We start from the raw sequence: 15,449 nt of genomic DNA, 5'->3' as shown, positions 1-15,449 counted from the left end.
GCGGTACCCGGGTCGGTACCGCCGCTTTCGCGTGGCTCAGACCGACCGCTGGTAGGAGCGGAACGTCCGTATCGACAGCCACACCGCGGCCACCGCGAGGGCCAGCAGCGCGCCGCCCCGGCTCCCCACGACGCTCCAGTCGGGATGCGCGGACATCGCGGAACGGCCCGCCACCATCGCCCAGTTGAGCGGGTTGAAGTCGGCGATGTGGCGCATCCAGGCGGGCATCTGCGCGGGCGCCATGAAGGCGGAGGACAGGAACGTCAGCGGCAGCAGCAGGAAGGTGTTGATCCCGATGATGGACTCCCGCTCCTGCACCAGCATTCCGAGCGCGTTGGACAGTGCCCCGAAGACCGTGCCCAGCAGCACCGAGGCGAGCACCAGGACCAGGACGCCGCCGACGCCGCCGGGGTAGTCGGCCCCGCCCAGCAGGCCGAGCAGCACGATGACGACCGACTGGAGGGCGGTGACCAGGCCGTTGTGGACCACGTTGCCGTTCATCAGGGCGGCCCGGCTGACCGGGGTGGTCAGGAACCGGTTGAGCGTGCCGCGCTGGATCTCCTCCAACGTGCCCATGCCGGCCCACATGTTGGAGCTGAGCGCGCTCATCACCACCACGCCCGGCACCAGGTAGTCCAGGTACGAGGTGGTGCCGAAGCCGCCGAGCTCGACAACCTTCCTGAAGAGGTTGCCGAACAGGAACAGCCAGATCACCGGCTGGATCAGCGTGATGACCGCGTAGGCCGGCTGGCGGGCGAACACCATCAGCTGACGCTGGGTCATGTACCAGGTCTGGGAGATCGCGGTGCTCATCGCGCACCTCCGGCGAGGGCGAGGGCCTCGGCGCCGGGGGCTCCGCTCTCGGCCTCCGCCTCTGCGTAACGTCGGCCCGCGTAGCGGAGGTAGACGTCGTCGAGGGAGGGGCGGGCCACGGTCGCCGCGGTCACGGTGACCCCGGCGCGCTCCAGCCCTGCGAGGAGCGCGGGCATGGCGGCGGCTCCGTCGTCGGCGCGGGCGCTGATCCGGCGTCCGTCGATCAGCACCTCGTGCACGCCGGGCAGGGCGCCCAGGGCGCTGCCGAGCACCGTACGCCCGGCCTCGCCGACCGCCTCGCGCAGTTCCACGTGGACCGCGTCGCCGCGCAGTTCGCCCTTGAGGGAGTCCGGGGTGCCCTCGACGACGACCCGGCCGCGGTCGACGATGGCGACGCGCTCGGCGAGCCGGTCGGCCTCCTCCAGGTAGTGCGTGGTCAGCAGGATGGTCAGGCCCTCCTCGCCGGCCAGGCGGCCGATCTCGTCCCACATCGCCGTACGGGCCTCCGGGTCGAGGCCGGTGGTGGGCTCGTCGAGGAAGAGGACCTCGGGCCGGTGCACCAGTCCGAGGGCGACGTCCAGGCGCCGCCGCATACCGCCGGAGTAGCCCTTGACGGGGCGGCGGGCGGCGTCGGCGAGGCTGAACCGCTCCAGCAGTCCGTCGACCCGGCGGTCCAGGTCGGCGCCCTTCAGTCCGTAGAGCCTGCCCTGGAGCCGGAGGTTCTCGCGGCCGGTGGCGACCGGGTCGGCGCCCGAGCTCTGCGCGACCACGCCGATGGCACGCCGCACCCGGTCCGGGTGGCGCAGCACGTCATGGCCGGCCACGGCCGCCTCGCCGGAGTCGGGGCGGGCCAGGGTGGTGAGGATCTTGACGGTGGTGGACTTGCCGGCGCCGTTCGGGCCGAGGAGACCGAAGACGGTACCCGGCTCGACGGTGATGTCCATGCCGTTCAGGGCGGTGACGTCACCAGGATAGGTCTTGGTCAGCCGGCGTGCCTCGACGGCGGGCGCACGGGTGGGACTCATGGCGGAGCTCTCCTGGACGAGTGGATGTGGATGGGTGGCGAAGATCGCCGAATGATCCACGTGAGAGCGCCGGGATATCCTGGGTGTGCCGCACCTCGATCGCCCGGAGAAGCCTCACGGTGGATTCGGCTCGGGGTTCGAGACCCTGGCGGGGCTGCTGCAACAGCCCTGCCGGGGTCTGTCTCATGGACGGTTCACTTCTGGTAGTGGCGTTCCTCGGCTTCCTTGAACTCCACGGGGATCTCCCCCGTCTCGTGGAACCGGCGCCAGCTCTCGACGCCCGGCAGCGAGCCCTCGCGGATCTCGCGGGCGAAACCGCGGACCCACTCCGTCTCCGCCTCGGCCATGTGCTGGTGGTACTCGACCTCGACGAGGAACAGGCGCGGCAGCGTCTCGTAGAGCTTGTCCAGCACCGCCCGTCCGCTCGCCACCCGCATTTCCAGGGCGGTGAGCCGCTCCTCCAGCAGCCGCACGACGTCGTCCGGGGGCAGGGCCCCCAGCAACGAGAGCGCGGTCTCGAAGATCGGGTACTCCTTGGCCGGTACGGCGACGAGGTCCGACAGCCACCGCGTCATCTCCTCGCGGCCGGACTCGGTGAGCGCGTAGATGGTGCGCTCGGGGCGGTTGCCCCGCCGCTCCACGTCGACCACCTCGACGAAGCCGCGCTCCTCGAGGCTCTGCACGACCGTGTAGAGCGAGCCGTAGTTGATCTTGGTGCTGGCGTCCTTGCCCTGGCGGCGCAGGGTCTGCGCGATCTCGTAGGGGTGCATGGGCTTCTGCCAGAGCGTGGTCATCACGGTGAGCGCGAGCGGATTGCTCAACTTTCTGCGTCCGCCAGCCATACCCGATCACCTCGCTTCCGAATATCCGTAGCCGAACATATCGCGACTCAACCTCCTCCGTCAAGACACGCGATATATCGTGGCCTCGGGGGCGGGAACTCCGTCTCAGTCCCCGCGGACGCGCGCATGCAGATGCATGTCGTGCCAGCCGTCCGCGTGGAGGCCCGAACTGCGCTTGGTGCCCTCCAGGGCGAAGCCGGTCCTGGTGGCGACGCGGCAGGAGGCGCCGTTGTGCACGGAGTGCAGGAGCTCCAGGCGGTGGAACCCGGTGTCCTCGAACGCCCAGTGGACGAGGGTCGTGGTGGCGCGCGAGGCCACGCCCCGGCCACGGGCCGCCGGAGCGGTCCAGTACGCCACCTCCGCCGCGCCGTCCTCGAACCGCACCTCGCGCAGCGCGACCCGCCCCACGGGACGCCCGGTGTCCGCGTCGGCAACCGCCCACTGGGCCTCCCGGTCCGCCGCCCAGGCGGCACGCCACTCCTCGATCCAGCCGGCCGCCTCGGCCTCGGACTCGGCGGCCCTGGCGTGCCACTGGTGCATGACCGGGTCCTGGAAGACGTCGTGGACGACGGGCGCGTCCTCGGCCGTCCAGGGCCGCAGGAGGAGACCGTCGCCGGTGGGCAGGGTGGGCTGCGCGGAGCGCGCGAAGGTGCCGGCGGGAAGTACCGGGCTGGTGAGAAGAGGCATGGCCCGTATCCTGCCCACGCGCGGGCCACCGGCGCAGTGGTTTTCCCGGGCCGTGGGCGGCCTCGTAGGCTTCGGTCGATGCGACGCAAGACCCGTACCCCGCCCTCTCCCCTGCCCCAGCGCCACGGGGTGGACCCGGTGCGGGTGCGGCTGCCCGCCGACGGAGCCTGGACCACCGTGCGGGCGTATCTGGTGGAGCGGCTGTCGGGGGCCGGCCCCGGGGTGGTCGGGGCCATGGTCGACGCGGGCCGGGTCGTCGGGGCCGACGGACGGGCGGTGGCGCCCGACGCGCCGTACGAGCCGGGGATGTACGTGTGGTTCCACCGGGAGCTGCCCGAGGAGGTGCCGGTGCCGTTCCCGCTTCGGGTCGTGCACCGCGACGAGCACCTCGTCGTCGCCGACAAGCCGCACTTCCTCGCCACCACCCCGCGCGGCTCGCACGTCGCCGAGACGGCGCTGGCACGGCTGCGGCGGGAGCTGGGGATCCCCGCGCTGAGCGCCGCGCACCGCCTGGACCGGCTCACCGCCGGGCTGGTGCTGTTCACGGTGCGGCCCGAGGAGCGCGGCGCCTACCAGACGCTGTTCCGCGACCGGCTGGTGCGCAAGGAGTACGAGGCGGTGGCCCCTTACGACCCGGCGCTGGTCCTGCCGCGGACCGTGCGCAGCCGGATCGTGAAGGAGCGCGGGGTGCAGGCCGCCCGCGAGGTGGCGGGTGAGCCGAACGCCGTCACACGCGTGGAACTGGCCGAGCACCGCGCGGACGGGCTCGGGCGGTACCGGCTGGCGCCCGCCACCGGACAGACGCACCAACTGCGGGTGCACATGAACGCGTTGGGCGTGCCGATCCTGGGCGACCCGCTCTACCCGGTGGTGACCGCCCCCGTGCCGGCCGGCGACTTCCGGCGCCCGCTTCAACTGCTCGCGCGGACGCTGGAGTTCACGGATCCGGTCACGGGGGCGGAGCACCGGTTCACCAGCGGGCGGGTGCTCCAGGCCTGGTCCGACTTCGCCGGGTGGGCCGGTCAGTAACCGCGCCACCAGCGCAGGAAGCGCTGCCAGACACCCTGGGGGCGGGCCGCGTCGGCGGCCGGTGCGGTGTCCGGCTCCCCGGCGCCCGGCGGCTCCTTCACCGCCGCGGGCGCGGGCGGCGGCTCGGATGACGGCACAGATGACGGCTCGGGCAGCAGCTCGGAGGACGGCATGGAGGACGGCACGGGCCGCTGCCGAGCGGTCCCGGTGCCGGCCTCCCGGGCCGGGCGCGGCGGTGTGACCGGGTGCGGGGTGTGGCTCGGCTTCGATCTCTCGTCCTGCTGCGGCCGCGGCGTGAACCGCACCGGCAGCTCCACCAGATGGCGGGAGGCGATCGACTCCGTCCACCGCAGCTCCGCCTCGTCGCAGTCGAGCCGGACGTCCGGCAGCCGGGTCAGCAGCATGTCGACACCGACGTCGGCGATGGCGCGCCCGACGTCCTGGCCGGGACACTCGTGCGGGCCGCCGCCGAAGGCGAGGTGGGAGCGGTTGCCCTGCATGTCCGCCGTCGGGCCCGGCCGCACCCGGGGATCGACGTTGCCCGGCGCGATGCCCAGCAGCAGCCCGTCGCCCCGGCGGATGCGCCGGCCACCGAGTTCGGTCTCCTGCTTGGCGAAGTAGCCGAAGATGGTGCTGAACGGCGGTTCGTCCCACAGGGACTGCTCGACCGCCTCCGGCACCGTCATCTGACCGCCGTTGAGCTGGGCCCGGAAGCCTGGCTCGGTCAGGACCCGGCGCACGGCGTTGGCCAGCAGGTTGGCGGTGGCCTCGTAGGTGCCGATGAGCACGACGCGCAGGTGCTGGCCGACCTCCTCGTCGGTCAGGCCCGCCGGCTGCTCGATGAGGTGGCTGGTGAGGTCGTCCTCGGGCCGGGCCCGGCGGCGGGCGGTGACCCGCAGCAGGCAGTCCATGATGTACTCGTTGCTGGCGATCGCGGTCCCGGTGCCCTTGAGCATGTCGCGGGCGGCCTGCACGATCCGGTCGTTGTACTCCTCGGGCATACCGAGGACCTGGCACATCACCGCCATGGGCAGATGCTCGGTGAACTGGGCGACGAGGTCGGCGCGGCCCGTCTCGCAGAACCGGTTGACCAGGCGCTGGGTGGCCCGGCCGATGTGGCGGCGCAGGGCGCGGAAGTCGATGAACTCCAGGGCGCCCTGGACGGCGCCGCGCAGCCGCTTGAGCTCCTCGCCCTCGGCGTGTGCGCAGATCGGCTGCCAGGCGATGTGCGGCATGAGCGGGTGATCGGGCTTGACCGTGCCGTCCCTGAGCGGCGTCCAGATACGGCTGTCCTTGGTGAACTGCGACGGGGTGCTCACCATGTGCAGGTTCTCGGCGTGGCCGAGCACCACCCACATCGGCACGTCGTCGTGGAGCAGTACGGGCGCCACCGGTCCGTACTGGTCGCGCAGCTGCTCGTAGAGCGCTCTCAGGTCCCGCGCCTCGTGGAGCCGGTGCAGTCCTCCTGGCCCGGTGCCGTGCGCGGGGCAGCCGGGGGGCGGGTCGGGGGCGAAGTCGTCCGGACCGGTCGGGGAGTGGGGTTCAGGCGTCACAGCGGTCGCTTTCGGAAAACGGAAGAGGTGTGGGTGCGGGGACGGGCCGACCGGTGCGGATCAGGGGAGCGAGCCCGTCACGGCGAGGGAGTGCAGGAAGCGCGTCAGCGTCATCAGCACATCGCGGCTGGAGGCGCGGCGCCGTGCGTCGCACTCGACGATCGGGATCTCCTCGGACAGGTCGAGCGCGGCGCGCAGTTCCGGGAGCGGGTGACGCGGCGCGTCCGGGAAGGAGTTGACGGCGACGACGAAGGGCACGCCGCGCTCCTCCAGGCGGCCCATGACGTCGAAGCTGACCTCCAGCCGGCGGGTGTCGGCCAGCACCACCGCACCGAGCGCGCCTTCGAACAGCCCGTTCCACAGGAACCAGAAACGCTGCTGGCCGGGGGTTCCGAAGAGGTAGAGCACCAGTTGGTCGCTGATGGTGATGCGGCCGAAGTCCATCGCCACGGTGGTGGCGTTCTTGGACTCGGAACCGTAGTCGTCGTCGACGCCGATACCGGCCTGGGTCATCGTCTCCTCGGTGGTGAGCGGCCTGATCTCGCTGACCGAGCCCACCATGGTCGTCTTGCCGACCCCGAAACCACCGACGATCACGATCTTCGCCGCGGCCTGGGCCGTGTGCGGCAGGTGGTCCTCGGTGCGCGGGCCGCGCATGGTGTCAGAGCCTTTGAAGTCCATGCATCACCGCTTCGAGGAAGTGTCGGTCGGGGACCGCCCGGCGGACGATCGGCGCGCGGGCCTGCACAAGGCCGGCCGCGAGCAGCTCGGTGATCAGGGCCGTCGTCGCGCTGAACGGCAGGTCGAGGTAGGCCGACAACTCGGCCACGGACAGCGGGGCGGTGCACAGCCGCAGCAGCGCCACCTGCTCCGGGGTGGCGGACGGCGGCGGCTCGGTGCGCGCCACGATCAGTGTCACCAGGTCGACGGCCGCGCGGGCGCCGTCCTCGCCCGCCCCGGCGACCACGTACAGCCGCTCGGGGTGCTTCTCCTCGCCCTGCCCGGCGGGTCCGGGGGGCGGTGGCGGTTCGTGCCCAAGGGAACGCCTCTGGCGCCGCGGAGGGGTCATACGGTCTGCCCGCCCCGCCGCGGCGGACTGGTCAGGTGGGCGCCGATGCGGACCACGAGGTCGCGCATGCGGGCGCTCATGAGGCCGGGTTCGGTGCGGATGTCGGCGAGCACGGCGAGATAGGCGTTGGCCCCCGCGGACATGAGGTAGAAGTAGCCGCCGTCGATCTCGATGACCACCAGCTTCATCCGGCCGTCGCTGCCCGGGATCTCCACGGCGACGGCGGTCGCGAGGCTCTGGAGTCCGGCACAGGCCGCGGCGACCCGGTCGGCGGCGTCGGCGTCTCCGCCGTAGCGGGCGATGCGCAGTCCGTCGGCCGAGAGCACCACGATCATCTCGATGCCCGGCACGCTGTCGTGGAGCTCCTTGAGCATCCAGTCGAAGTTGGCTCGCTGCTGGATCACTTGAGGTCCCCCTCGTCGTCGGCCCGGACGTCGGCCTCGGCTCGGGCCGGCTCCTCGATCAGATGGAGATACGCGGTCGGGTCCTGGGTGAACCCCGTCGGGTCCGGGCCCGGGTTGTCCTTCTTCAGTCCGTCCCAGAACGCCTCGACCCACAGGCCCGGTTCGGCGTCCTTCCTCGCGGGCGCGGGCCCCGGTCCGGGTACGTCCCGCACCGTCCCGCCCTCCCGCTCGGCGGCGGCCTGCCCGGAGACGCGCCGGCTCAGCGGGGTCCTGGCCCGGCTGCGGCGCTGCGGCAGGCCGCCCGCCGTCCACTCGGGGACCTCGGGGACCTCGTCGTCCGCCAGGGGCACCGCGGCGGGGACGCGGGGGCTGGTGGGGCGGCGCCTCTTCGGGGCGCGCTCGGGGCCCGCCACCGCGTCCTCCCCCGGAGTCGGAACGGAGGTCGCGCCGATGCCGTGGGCGAGTCCCGGAGCGGGATCGGTGGTCGTCATGTCGCCGGGCACGACGAGGACCGCGCGGACACCGCCGTACGCGGAGGCCCGCAAGGAGACCTGCATCCCGTGCTTCGCGCACAGGCGTCCCACGACCGCGAGGCCCAGGCGCGGAGTGTCGCTGAGGTCCAGCGGGTCGACCCCGGCCCTGGCCGCCTCGAGCAGCCGCTCGATCCGGGTGCGGGTCTCCTCGTTCAGGCTGACGCCGCCGTCCTCGATCTCGATGGCTACGCCCGTCTGCACCTCGACGGCCGTGACGTGCACCTTGGTCTGCGGCGGCGAGTAGCGGGTGGCGTTGTCGAGGAGTTCGGCCGCGGCGTGGATGACGGGCTCGACGTCGACGCCCTTGATGTTGACCTTGGCGATGGAGTGCAGTTCGATGCGCCGGTACTCCAGGATCCGGGACATGGCGCCGCGCAGCACGCTGTAGAGCGTGACCGGGTTGGGCCACTGCCGGCCGGGGCGGCCGCCGCCGATGACGGACACGGAGTCGGCCAGGCGACCGATCAGCGCGGTGCCGTGGTCGATGCGCAGCAGGTCGTCGAAGACCTCGGGGCTGCGGCCGTGGTCCTCCTCCATCTCCCTCAGTTCTCTGGCCTGTTGGTGCACGATCGCCTGGACGCGCCGGGCGATGCTGACGAAGGCGCGCTGGGTGGAGTCGCGGATGTTCTCCTCGTCGTCCACGAACTTGAGGATCATGCGCACCACCGCGCGCTGCGACTCGGGGATGCGGCGCCACTCGGGATGGCCGTCGATGATGTCGCGCATCACCTCGGGAGGTGTGTGGCTGCCGCGCAGGTGGTCGACGGCGGCGGGGAGGATGTCGGAGGCGAGACGGTGGATCTCCCGGTCGTGGGCGGCCAGGCGCCCCTCCAGGTCCGCGGTGCGCCGGGCGTGCTCCGCCCGCTGGTCCCGGATGGCGCGTCCACGGCGCACCGCTTCGGCGCCCGTGCCGAGCACCAGCAGGGTGGCGACGGCGCCGCAGCAGGCGACGGCGAGGCGTGCCGAGTCCGTCACCAGGGCGAAGGCGGCCCCGGTGGCCGCCGCCATCACCAGGGCGGGCAGCAACAACACTCGCGCGTAGGGAAGTTCACGGCCACCGGGGGGCGATTGAACACTCACCATGTAAGCCCTCTGAGAAGAATCGGCTGGGTTCGGGCAGCTTCCAGTGGGGGTACGTCATGAAACTGGCGGGAATTTAGGCACGTTTGAGGACGCTTGGGAGCAAACTCGCGAACAACCTCAACTCGCTGCGCCGCGGGCGAGCATAATCCGGTCGGATCATCGCCATGTCATATTCCGCAACGGCCTGAAACGGGGCGCACGGCAGGAGTACGCTCGGGGCATTTGCACGCTCCGACTCGATGCGAACACGTACGGTGACACAGTGCGCGCATACGAAAATCACATGGCCCCGGCAACCGGGACCATGTGATCGATGCGATCGTCCGGCTCCGCCTACCCGACCGAGGAGTAGGCCACGACCCCCCGCAGCAGCCCCTCCACCGCCTTGCGCGCGTTCTTGGCCACCGACGAGCCCTCCACCGGCGCCGCCGCCGAGATCTGGCCCAGCACGTCGATCACCTGCTTGCACCAGCGCACGAAGTCGCCGGCCGGCATCTCCGCCTCGCGCAGCACCTCGTCCAGGCCCTTGCCGGAGGTCCACATGTACGCGGCCCAGGCGAAGCCGAGGTCGGGCTCGCGCTGGCCCACCCCTTCGGTCTGGTTGATGCGGAAGTCCTCCTCCAGGGCGTCCAATCGGCCCCAGATCCGCACCATCTCGCCGAGCGCCGCCTTCGCCTTCCCGGAGGGCAGCTTGGGCGCCATGGCGTCGTCACTGACCCGCGCCTCGTACACCAACGCCGAGACGCAGGCGGCGAGTTCGGCCGGCCCCAGGCCCTCCCAGACGCGCTCGCGCAGGCATTCGCTGGCCAGCAGGTCGAGTTCGCCGTACAGCCGGGCGAGCCGCTTGCCGTGCTCGGTGACCTCGTCGCCGCGCAGATAGTCGAGCTCGGTCAGCAGCGCGACGATCCGGTCGAAGGTGCGCGCGATGGTGTTCGTACGACCCTCGATGCGGTGCTCCAGCTGCTTGGTGTCGCGCAGCAGCCGGTGGTAGCGCTCGGCCCAACGGGCGTGGTCCTCGCGGTCGTCGCACCCATGGCAGGGGTGGGCGCGGAGCGCGGTGCGCAGCCGGGCGATCTCGCGGTCGTCGGCCGCCTGGGAGCGCCGCTTGCGGTGCCGATCCGCCGGGATGTGCCCGGCCTTGGTGCGCAGCGCGGAGGCGAGGTCACGGCGGGACTGCGGGGAGCGCGGGTTGAACGACTTCGGGATCCGCATCCGCTCCAGCGGCTCCACGGGCACCGGGAAGTCGATGGCCGCCAACCGCTTGACCTGACGCTCGGCGGTCAGTACCAGCGGGCGCGGACCGTCGTGGTACTCCAGGCCGCGGTGGCCGTTGGAACGTCCCGCGGGCAGACCCGGGTCCAGCACCAGTGCCAGGCCCGCGAACTTGCCGGTGGGGACGTGGATGACGTCACCCGGCTTGAGCTTCTCCAGTGCGACGGCGGCCTCGGCACGCCGCTGGGACGCGCCCTGCCGGGCCAGCTCCGTCTCGCGGTCCTTCAGTTCCCGGCGCAGCCGCGCGTACTCCGTGAAGTCGCCGAGGTGGCAGGTCATGGAGGCCTTGTAGCCGTCGAGACCCTCCTCGTTGCGCTGCACCTGCCGGGAGATCCCGACGACCGACCTGTCGGCCTGGAACTGCGCGAAGGAGGTCTCCAGCAGCTCGCGCGAGCGGTGCCGCCCGAACTGCTCGACCAGGTTGACCGCCATGTTGTACGACGGCTTGAAGCTGGAACGCAGCGGGTAGGTGCGGGTGCCGGCCAGTCCCGCCAGGTGCTCGGGGCTCATGCCGCGCTGCCACAGCACCACCGCGTGGCCCTCGACGTCGATGCCACGGCGGCCGGCGCGACCGGTGAGCTGCGTGTACTCGCCGGGGGTGATGTCGGCGTGCTGCTCGCCGTTCCACTTGACGAGCTTTTCCAGCACCACCGAGCGGGCCGGCATGTTGATGCCGAGGGCGAGGGTCTCGGTGGCGAAGACCGCCTTGACCAGACCCCGCACGAACAGTTCCTCGACGACCTCCTTGAACGTCGGCAGCATGCCCGCGTGGTGGGCGGCGATACCGCGCTCCAGGCCCTCCAGCCACTCGTAGTAGCCGAGGACGTGCAGGTCCTCGGCCGGGATGGCGGCGGTGCGCTCCTCGACCAGGGCGCGGACCCGCTCGCGGGCCGGCTCGTCGTTGAGTCTCAGGCCCGCGTGCAGGCACTGCTGGACGGCGGCCTCGCAGGCGGCGCGGCTGAAGATGAAGGTGATCGCGGGCAGCAGGCCCTCGGCGTCCAGGCGCTCGATGACCTCGGGACGGCTCGGCGTCCAGATCCGGGACCGCTGTCTGCGCTCCCGCTCACGGTCGGCCTCGCGCAACGCGCGGCCGCGCCGGCGGTCCTGGAACGAGGGGCGGCCGGCCTCCATCCGGGCCATGCGCGTGAGGTCGGGGTTGACGGCCTTCCGGTGGCCCTCGCCCTCCTCGAACAGGTCGTACATCCGGCGCCCGGCCAGCACGTGCTGGAACAGCGGAACGGGCCGGTGCTCGGAGACGATCACCTCGGTGTCCCCGCGGACGGTGTCCAGCCAGTCGCCGAACTCCTCGGCGTTGGACACGGTCGCCGACAGGGACACCAGGGTCACCGACTCGGGCAGGTGGATGATCACTTCCTCCCACACGGCGCCGCGGAAGCGATCGGAGAGGTAGTGCACCTCGTCCATGACCACATAGCCGAGGCCGAGCAGGGTCTGGGAGCCGGCGTAGAGCATGTTCCGCAGCACCTCGGTGGTCATCACGACCACCGGGGCCTCGGAGTTGAGGCTGTTGTCGCCGGTCAGGAGGCCGACCTTGCCGCTGCCGTAGCGGCGGCACAGGTCTGTGTACTTCTGGTTGGACAGCGCCTTGATCGGCGTCGTGTAGAAGCACTTCCTGCCCTGCTGGAGGGCGAGGTGGACGGCGAACTCGCCCACGATCGTCTTGCCGGAGCCGGTGGGCGCGGCGACCAGTACGCCCTTGCCCGCCTCGAGCGCCTGGCAGGCCTCGATCTGGAACGGGTCGAGGCCGAAGTCGTACATCTCGCGGAATCCCGCGAGCGCGGTGGCCTGCTCGGCAGCTCGCCTGCGCGCTGCCGCGTACCGCTCGGCCGGTGAGAGGTCCTCTGTCATCGTGCTTTCGAGCGTACCGGGCCGCACCGACAACAGGACGATCATTATCCCGATCGTCCCGGAGGCGGAAAAAGCCGGCCGCTCGCGGTGCGAGCGGCCGGCCGGGATCCCGCGGCGGTGATCAGGTCACGTCGTCGTACCCGTTGACCCGGTCCGTCTGCTCGGGCAGGGCGCGGCGGGTGGTGACGGGTTCGACCTCGCCGATCTCCTCGGGGGTGAGGTCGAGTTCGGAGGCTTCGTCGTCCGACGGTCCCAGGGCCGCCAGGCGGTCCTTTCGGCGGTCGTTGAACAGGGCGATGAATACCGCGATGAAGTACAGCCCCCAGATCGGCGCCGCCAGCGCCAGCATCGTCAGGGGGTCGGCGCTCGGCGTGGCCACCGCCGCGAACGCCGTGATGCCGACGACCATGCCGCGCCACCAGCCGAGCATGCGCTTCCCGGACAGGATGCCGGTGAGGTTGAGCATGACCAGCAGGAGCGGCATCTCGAACGAGAGGCCGAAGACGACCACCATGCGCGAGACGAGGTCGAGCAGGTCGTCCAGCGGCAGCAGGTTGTCGACGCCCGAGGGGGTGAAGCCGATCAGCACCTTGGCGGTGGTGGGCAGCACGTTGTAGGCGAGGAAGCCGCCACCGAGGAAGAGCGGCACGCCCGCGCCGACGAAGGCGTAGGCGTACTTCCGCTCGTGCTTGTGCAGGCCGGGGGCGACGAACGCCCACAGCTGGTAGAGCCAGACCGGCGAGGCCAGCACCACGCCGGCCATCAGCGACACCTTCAGTGCCAGGGTGAAGGGCGCCAGCAGACCGTTGATGGTGAGGTGTGCGCAGGTGGTGGTGCTGCTGCCCGATTTGGTCAGTTCCTCGAAGGACTGCCCACACCCCACCGAGCTCAGCACCGGCCTGGTGATGAAGTTGACGATGTCCTTGTAGAAGAAGGCGGCGACGATCGTCACGACCAGGATCGCCAGGACACCTTTCCCGAGCCGGTTGCGCAGCTCACGGAGGTGATCCGCGAGCGACATCCGCCCCTCGGGGTCCTTCTCCTTCTTGCGGGCGGACTTGAGCAACCCACATCCTCATCTCGTGCAGCGGACCGGAAGGGCTCCGGTCCTCCCGTCAGCGCTGAGTCGTGTCCGTCGGCTCGTTGACCGGGCGCGAGCTGGTCACGTCACCGGGCGCGGCCTGGATGGTGCGCTGGGCCGAGGACTGCTGCTCCTCACCGGCCGGAGTCGCCGAGCCGGCCGCGTTGGTCGACTTCGCCTCGTCCTTCATCGCCTTGGCCTCGCTCTTCAGGATGCGCGCGGACTTGCCGAGCGAGCGCGCCATGTCCGGGAGCTTCTTCGAACCGAACACCAGGACGATAACCAGGACCAGGAGCACCAGATGCCACGGCTCAAGTGCGTTGCGGAACATAAAGTCTTCACCTTCTCACTGAGGCGGGGCGGCGGGCATGTCCGACCACTCGGACAGGTGTCTGACCATCGTGCTGGCAGCGATCGTAACGCCCGGGGGTGAACGCTGAGCAATCCCCGTGCGTACTCCTGCTGGGCGACCCGTGCCTCTTAGTGCGGGCCATGACCAGCAGCGTACCCGGCCACAGGGGCAGGATGGCAGGGCGAGACGATCGAAAGCGCACGACGTTCGGGACTTCCCGGACTTTCCCGGCGGGACTCACCGCGACTCCAGCGACCGGGCGGCGCCCAGGCTCGCCCGCTCCAGGTCCTCGGCGGCCCGGTTGATGCGCCGCGCCGACTCCGTGACCTGCCGGCCGAGGCGCTGCGCCTCGACGAAGACCCGGACGGCGAGCACTCCGAGGACGGCCATCCCCACGAACCCCACGGCCACCGCGAACATCGCCCAGAACATGACGCCGAGCCTAGAGGGTCGAGTGCAGGCGCAGCGTGCTGACCCCGCCGCCGGTGAGCAGTTCGACGATCCGCTCGCCGGCCGGCTTGCGGACCGCGGCGCCGCAGTCGGGGCAGGTGAACGAGTAGAAGGTGGTGCGGCTGCTGGCGCCGACGACCAGGCGCAGCGCGCTCGCGGTGAGCTCGAACCGGCCCCGGCAGTCGGGGCAGCCCGCCCGGAACACCACCGGAGTCACGCTCCGCATCCCGGCGAACGCCGCCGCCACCGACATCTCGCGCACCCCAGCCGTCGCCGACTCGCTCAAAGCCCCTGCTCCTGCCTGTCGTACCGACCGTCGTGAACCACGTCCGCAGCACCGGGCTCTCCCGCCGCCACGGCGTCCGCGGGGGCTCCGGCCCCGTCGTCCGCCGACTCGTAGGCAGCCAGGGCCTCACGGGCCGCCCGCCGGGCGCTGTCGGCCAGCTCCCGCGGGGCGACGATCCGGCCGTCCCGGCCCAGGCGCAGCGCCAGCCGCCTGAGCGACGCCGGATCGGGCGTGCGCAGAGTGATACGCAGCCCGCCGTCGGGAAGCTCATCGGCACTGTCGTGCGGGTAGTACTCGGCGACCCAGCGGCCACCGGGACCGACCTCGACGACCACCTCCGGGTCCTCCGCGGCCGGCTGGACCAGGGCCTGCGACAGATCGCGCAGCTCCATCTCCGGCGGTGCCGAGGGCTCGTCGAGGATCTTGATCTCGGCGACCCGGTCGAGCCGGAAGGTGCGCCGCGCCTCGGAGCGGCGGCACCAGGCCTCCACATAGGTGTGCCCGACGCTGACCAGGCGGATGGGGTCGATCTCGCGCTCGGTGACCTCGTCGCGGGCGGGCGAGTAGTAACGGATCCACAGCCGGCGACGCTCGGAGATCGCCCGGTCCACGTCGGCGAAGACCCCGCCCTCGGACTCGAAGGTCACCGACAGCCGGGAGCTGGCCCCGGCGACCTCGCCGGCCGCGGTCTCCACCTTGGCCGTGGCCCGCAGCAGGGCCTGCCGGTCGCTCTCCCGCAGTCCGGGCAGCGTGGCCACCGCGCGCGCCGCCACCAGCAGCGCGGTCGCCTCGTCGGCGGCCAGTCGAAGCGGCTCGGCCGCCTCCGCCCCGAGCGCGGCGGGGTTGTGCCACCAGATGCGCTCGCCGTCGGTGTCGATGTCGAGCAGGTCGCCGCCGCGGAAACTCGTACCGCACATGGGCAGTACGTCGAGGTCGGAGACCAGCTCGTCCTCGGTGATGCCGAAGGCGCGCGCCACGTCCTCGATCCGGGCGCCGGGGCGCTCCCTGAGATACGTCACCAGGGAGAGCATCCGCCGGGTCTGGTCGATGGCGCTCGCGGGCCTGACCGGTTTGCCTGCCACAGTGTCGCTCCGCTCCCCC

General features: G+C 71.6%; 16 protein-coding genes. 1 reads left to right on the top strand and 15 read right to left on the bottom strand.

What is annotated here, in order from left to right; translation table 11 throughout:
• Positions 1-36: 36 nt before the first annotated feature.
• From ACFY3J_RS11820 to ACFY3J_RS11805, 4 genes are all read right to left on the bottom strand, one after another.
• The gene (locus tag ACFY3J_RS11820; RefSeq protein WP_384175362.1) at positions 37-813 is read right to left on the bottom strand and encodes an ABC transporter permease; all 777 of its coding nucleotides are present in this window, start codon (positions 811-813) and stop codon (positions 37-39) included.
• Complete coding sequence (locus ACFY3J_RS11815) at positions 810-1,838, bottom strand: ATP-binding cassette domain-containing protein (RefSeq protein WP_384175360.1); 1,029 nt, start codon at positions 1,836-1,838, stop codon at positions 810-812. The genes ACFY3J_RS11820 and ACFY3J_RS11815 overlap by 4 nt, the downstream gene beginning before the upstream one ends.
• A 194-nt stretch (positions 1,839-2,032) precedes the next feature.
• Positions 2,033-2,680 carry a PadR family transcriptional regulator gene (locus tag ACFY3J_RS11810; RefSeq protein WP_390840798.1) on the bottom strand — a complete coding sequence of 216 codons (648 nt, stop codon included), beginning with the start codon at positions 2,678-2,680 and terminating at the stop codon, positions 2,033-2,035.
• Positions 2,681-2,785: 105 nt separating this feature from the next.
• Positions 2,786-3,367, bottom strand: a complete 582-nt coding sequence (locus ACFY3J_RS11805) for a GNAT family N-acetyltransferase (protein ID WP_384175356.1) — start codon at positions 3,365-3,367, stop codon at positions 2,786-2,788.
• Between the two features lie 78 nt (positions 3,368-3,445).
• Here ACFY3J_RS11805 and ACFY3J_RS11800 point away from each other — a divergent pair, with 78 nt between their 5' ends.
• Positions 3,446-4,396 (top strand): RluA family pseudouridine synthase, encoded by a 951-nt coding sequence (locus ACFY3J_RS11800; protein ID WP_390840797.1) that lies wholly within the window; start codon positions 3,446-3,448, stop codon positions 4,394-4,396.
• Here ACFY3J_RS11800 and ACFY3J_RS11795 read toward each other — a convergent pair.
• The 11 genes from ACFY3J_RS11795 to ACFY3J_RS11745 form a co-directional block, all read right to left on the bottom strand.
• Positions 4,390-5,949, bottom strand: coding sequence for a cytochrome P450 (locus tag ACFY3J_RS11795; RefSeq protein ID WP_384175352.1), 1,560 nt, complete (start codon positions 5,947-5,949; stop codon positions 4,390-4,392). The two genes, ACFY3J_RS11800 and ACFY3J_RS11795, sit on opposite strands and share 7 nt — an antisense overlap.
• Positions 5,950-6,009: 60 nt before the next feature.
• The gene (locus ACFY3J_RS11790; protein WP_384175350.1) at positions 6,010-6,630 is read right to left on the bottom strand and encodes an ATP/GTP-binding protein; all 621 of its coding nucleotides are present in this window, start codon (positions 6,628-6,630) and stop codon (positions 6,010-6,012) included.
• On the bottom strand, positions 6,611-7,018 hold the full coding sequence (locus tag ACFY3J_RS11785; protein ID WP_390840796.1) for a DUF742 domain-containing protein: 408 nt from the start codon (positions 7,016-7,018) through the stop codon (positions 6,611-6,613). The genes ACFY3J_RS11790 and ACFY3J_RS11785 overlap by 20 nt, the downstream gene beginning before the upstream one ends.
• Positions 7,015-7,422 carry a roadblock/LC7 domain-containing protein gene (locus ACFY3J_RS11780; protein ID WP_141362553.1) on the bottom strand — a complete coding sequence of 136 codons (408 nt, stop codon included), beginning with the start codon at positions 7,420-7,422 and terminating at the stop codon, positions 7,015-7,017. Before ACFY3J_RS11780 ends, ACFY3J_RS11785 begins: the two co-directional genes overlap by 4 nt.
• Positions 7,419-9,038 carry an ATP-binding protein gene (locus tag ACFY3J_RS11775; RefSeq protein ID WP_390840795.1) on the bottom strand — a complete coding sequence of 540 codons (1,620 nt, stop codon included), beginning with the start codon at positions 9,036-9,038 and terminating at the stop codon, positions 7,419-7,421. Before ACFY3J_RS11775 ends, ACFY3J_RS11780 begins: the two co-directional genes overlap by 4 nt.
• Before the next feature lie 333 nt (positions 9,039-9,371).
• On the bottom strand, positions 9,372-12,224 hold the full coding sequence (locus ACFY3J_RS11770) for a DEAD/DEAH box helicase (RefSeq protein WP_384175344.1): 2,853 nt from the start codon (positions 12,222-12,224) through the stop codon (positions 9,372-9,374).
• Positions 12,225-12,300: 76 nt separating this feature from the next.
• Positions 12,301-13,245 carry a twin-arginine translocase subunit TatC gene (tatC, locus tag ACFY3J_RS11765; protein WP_384175342.1) on the bottom strand — a complete coding sequence of 315 codons (945 nt, stop codon included), beginning with the start codon at positions 13,243-13,245 and terminating at the stop codon, positions 12,301-12,303.
• A 49-nt stretch (positions 13,246-13,294) separates the two neighbouring features.
• On the bottom strand, positions 13,295-13,591 hold the full coding sequence (gene tatA / locus ACFY3J_RS11760) for a Sec-independent protein translocase subunit TatA (protein ID WP_141362545.1): 297 nt from the start codon (positions 13,589-13,591) through the stop codon (positions 13,295-13,297).
• Between the two features lie 258 nt (positions 13,592-13,849).
• Complete coding sequence (locus ACFY3J_RS11755) at positions 13,850-14,044, bottom strand: hypothetical protein (protein ID WP_384175340.1); 195 nt, start codon at positions 14,042-14,044, stop codon at positions 13,850-13,852.
• Between the two features lie 10 nt (positions 14,045-14,054).
• Entirely contained in the window at positions 14,055-14,348 is a 294-nt protein-coding gene (locus tag ACFY3J_RS11750) for a hypothetical protein (RefSeq protein ID WP_384175338.1), read from the bottom strand.
• Positions 14,345-15,430 carry a helix-turn-helix transcriptional regulator gene (locus ACFY3J_RS11745; protein ID WP_390840794.1) on the bottom strand — a complete coding sequence of 362 codons (1,086 nt, stop codon included), beginning with the start codon at positions 15,428-15,430 and terminating at the stop codon, positions 14,345-14,347. The genes ACFY3J_RS11750 and ACFY3J_RS11745 overlap by 4 nt, the downstream gene beginning before the upstream one ends.
• Positions 15,431-15,449: the final 19 nt, after the last annotated feature.

Source organism: Streptomyces sp. NPDC001231 (genome assembly GCF_042896885.1).
Classification (GTDB): Bacteria; Actinomycetota; Actinomycetes; order Streptomycetales; family Streptomycetaceae; genus Streptomyces.
Note: the sequence above shows the minus strand (reverse complement) of the source record. Positions and strands in the feature narration are given on the sequence as shown.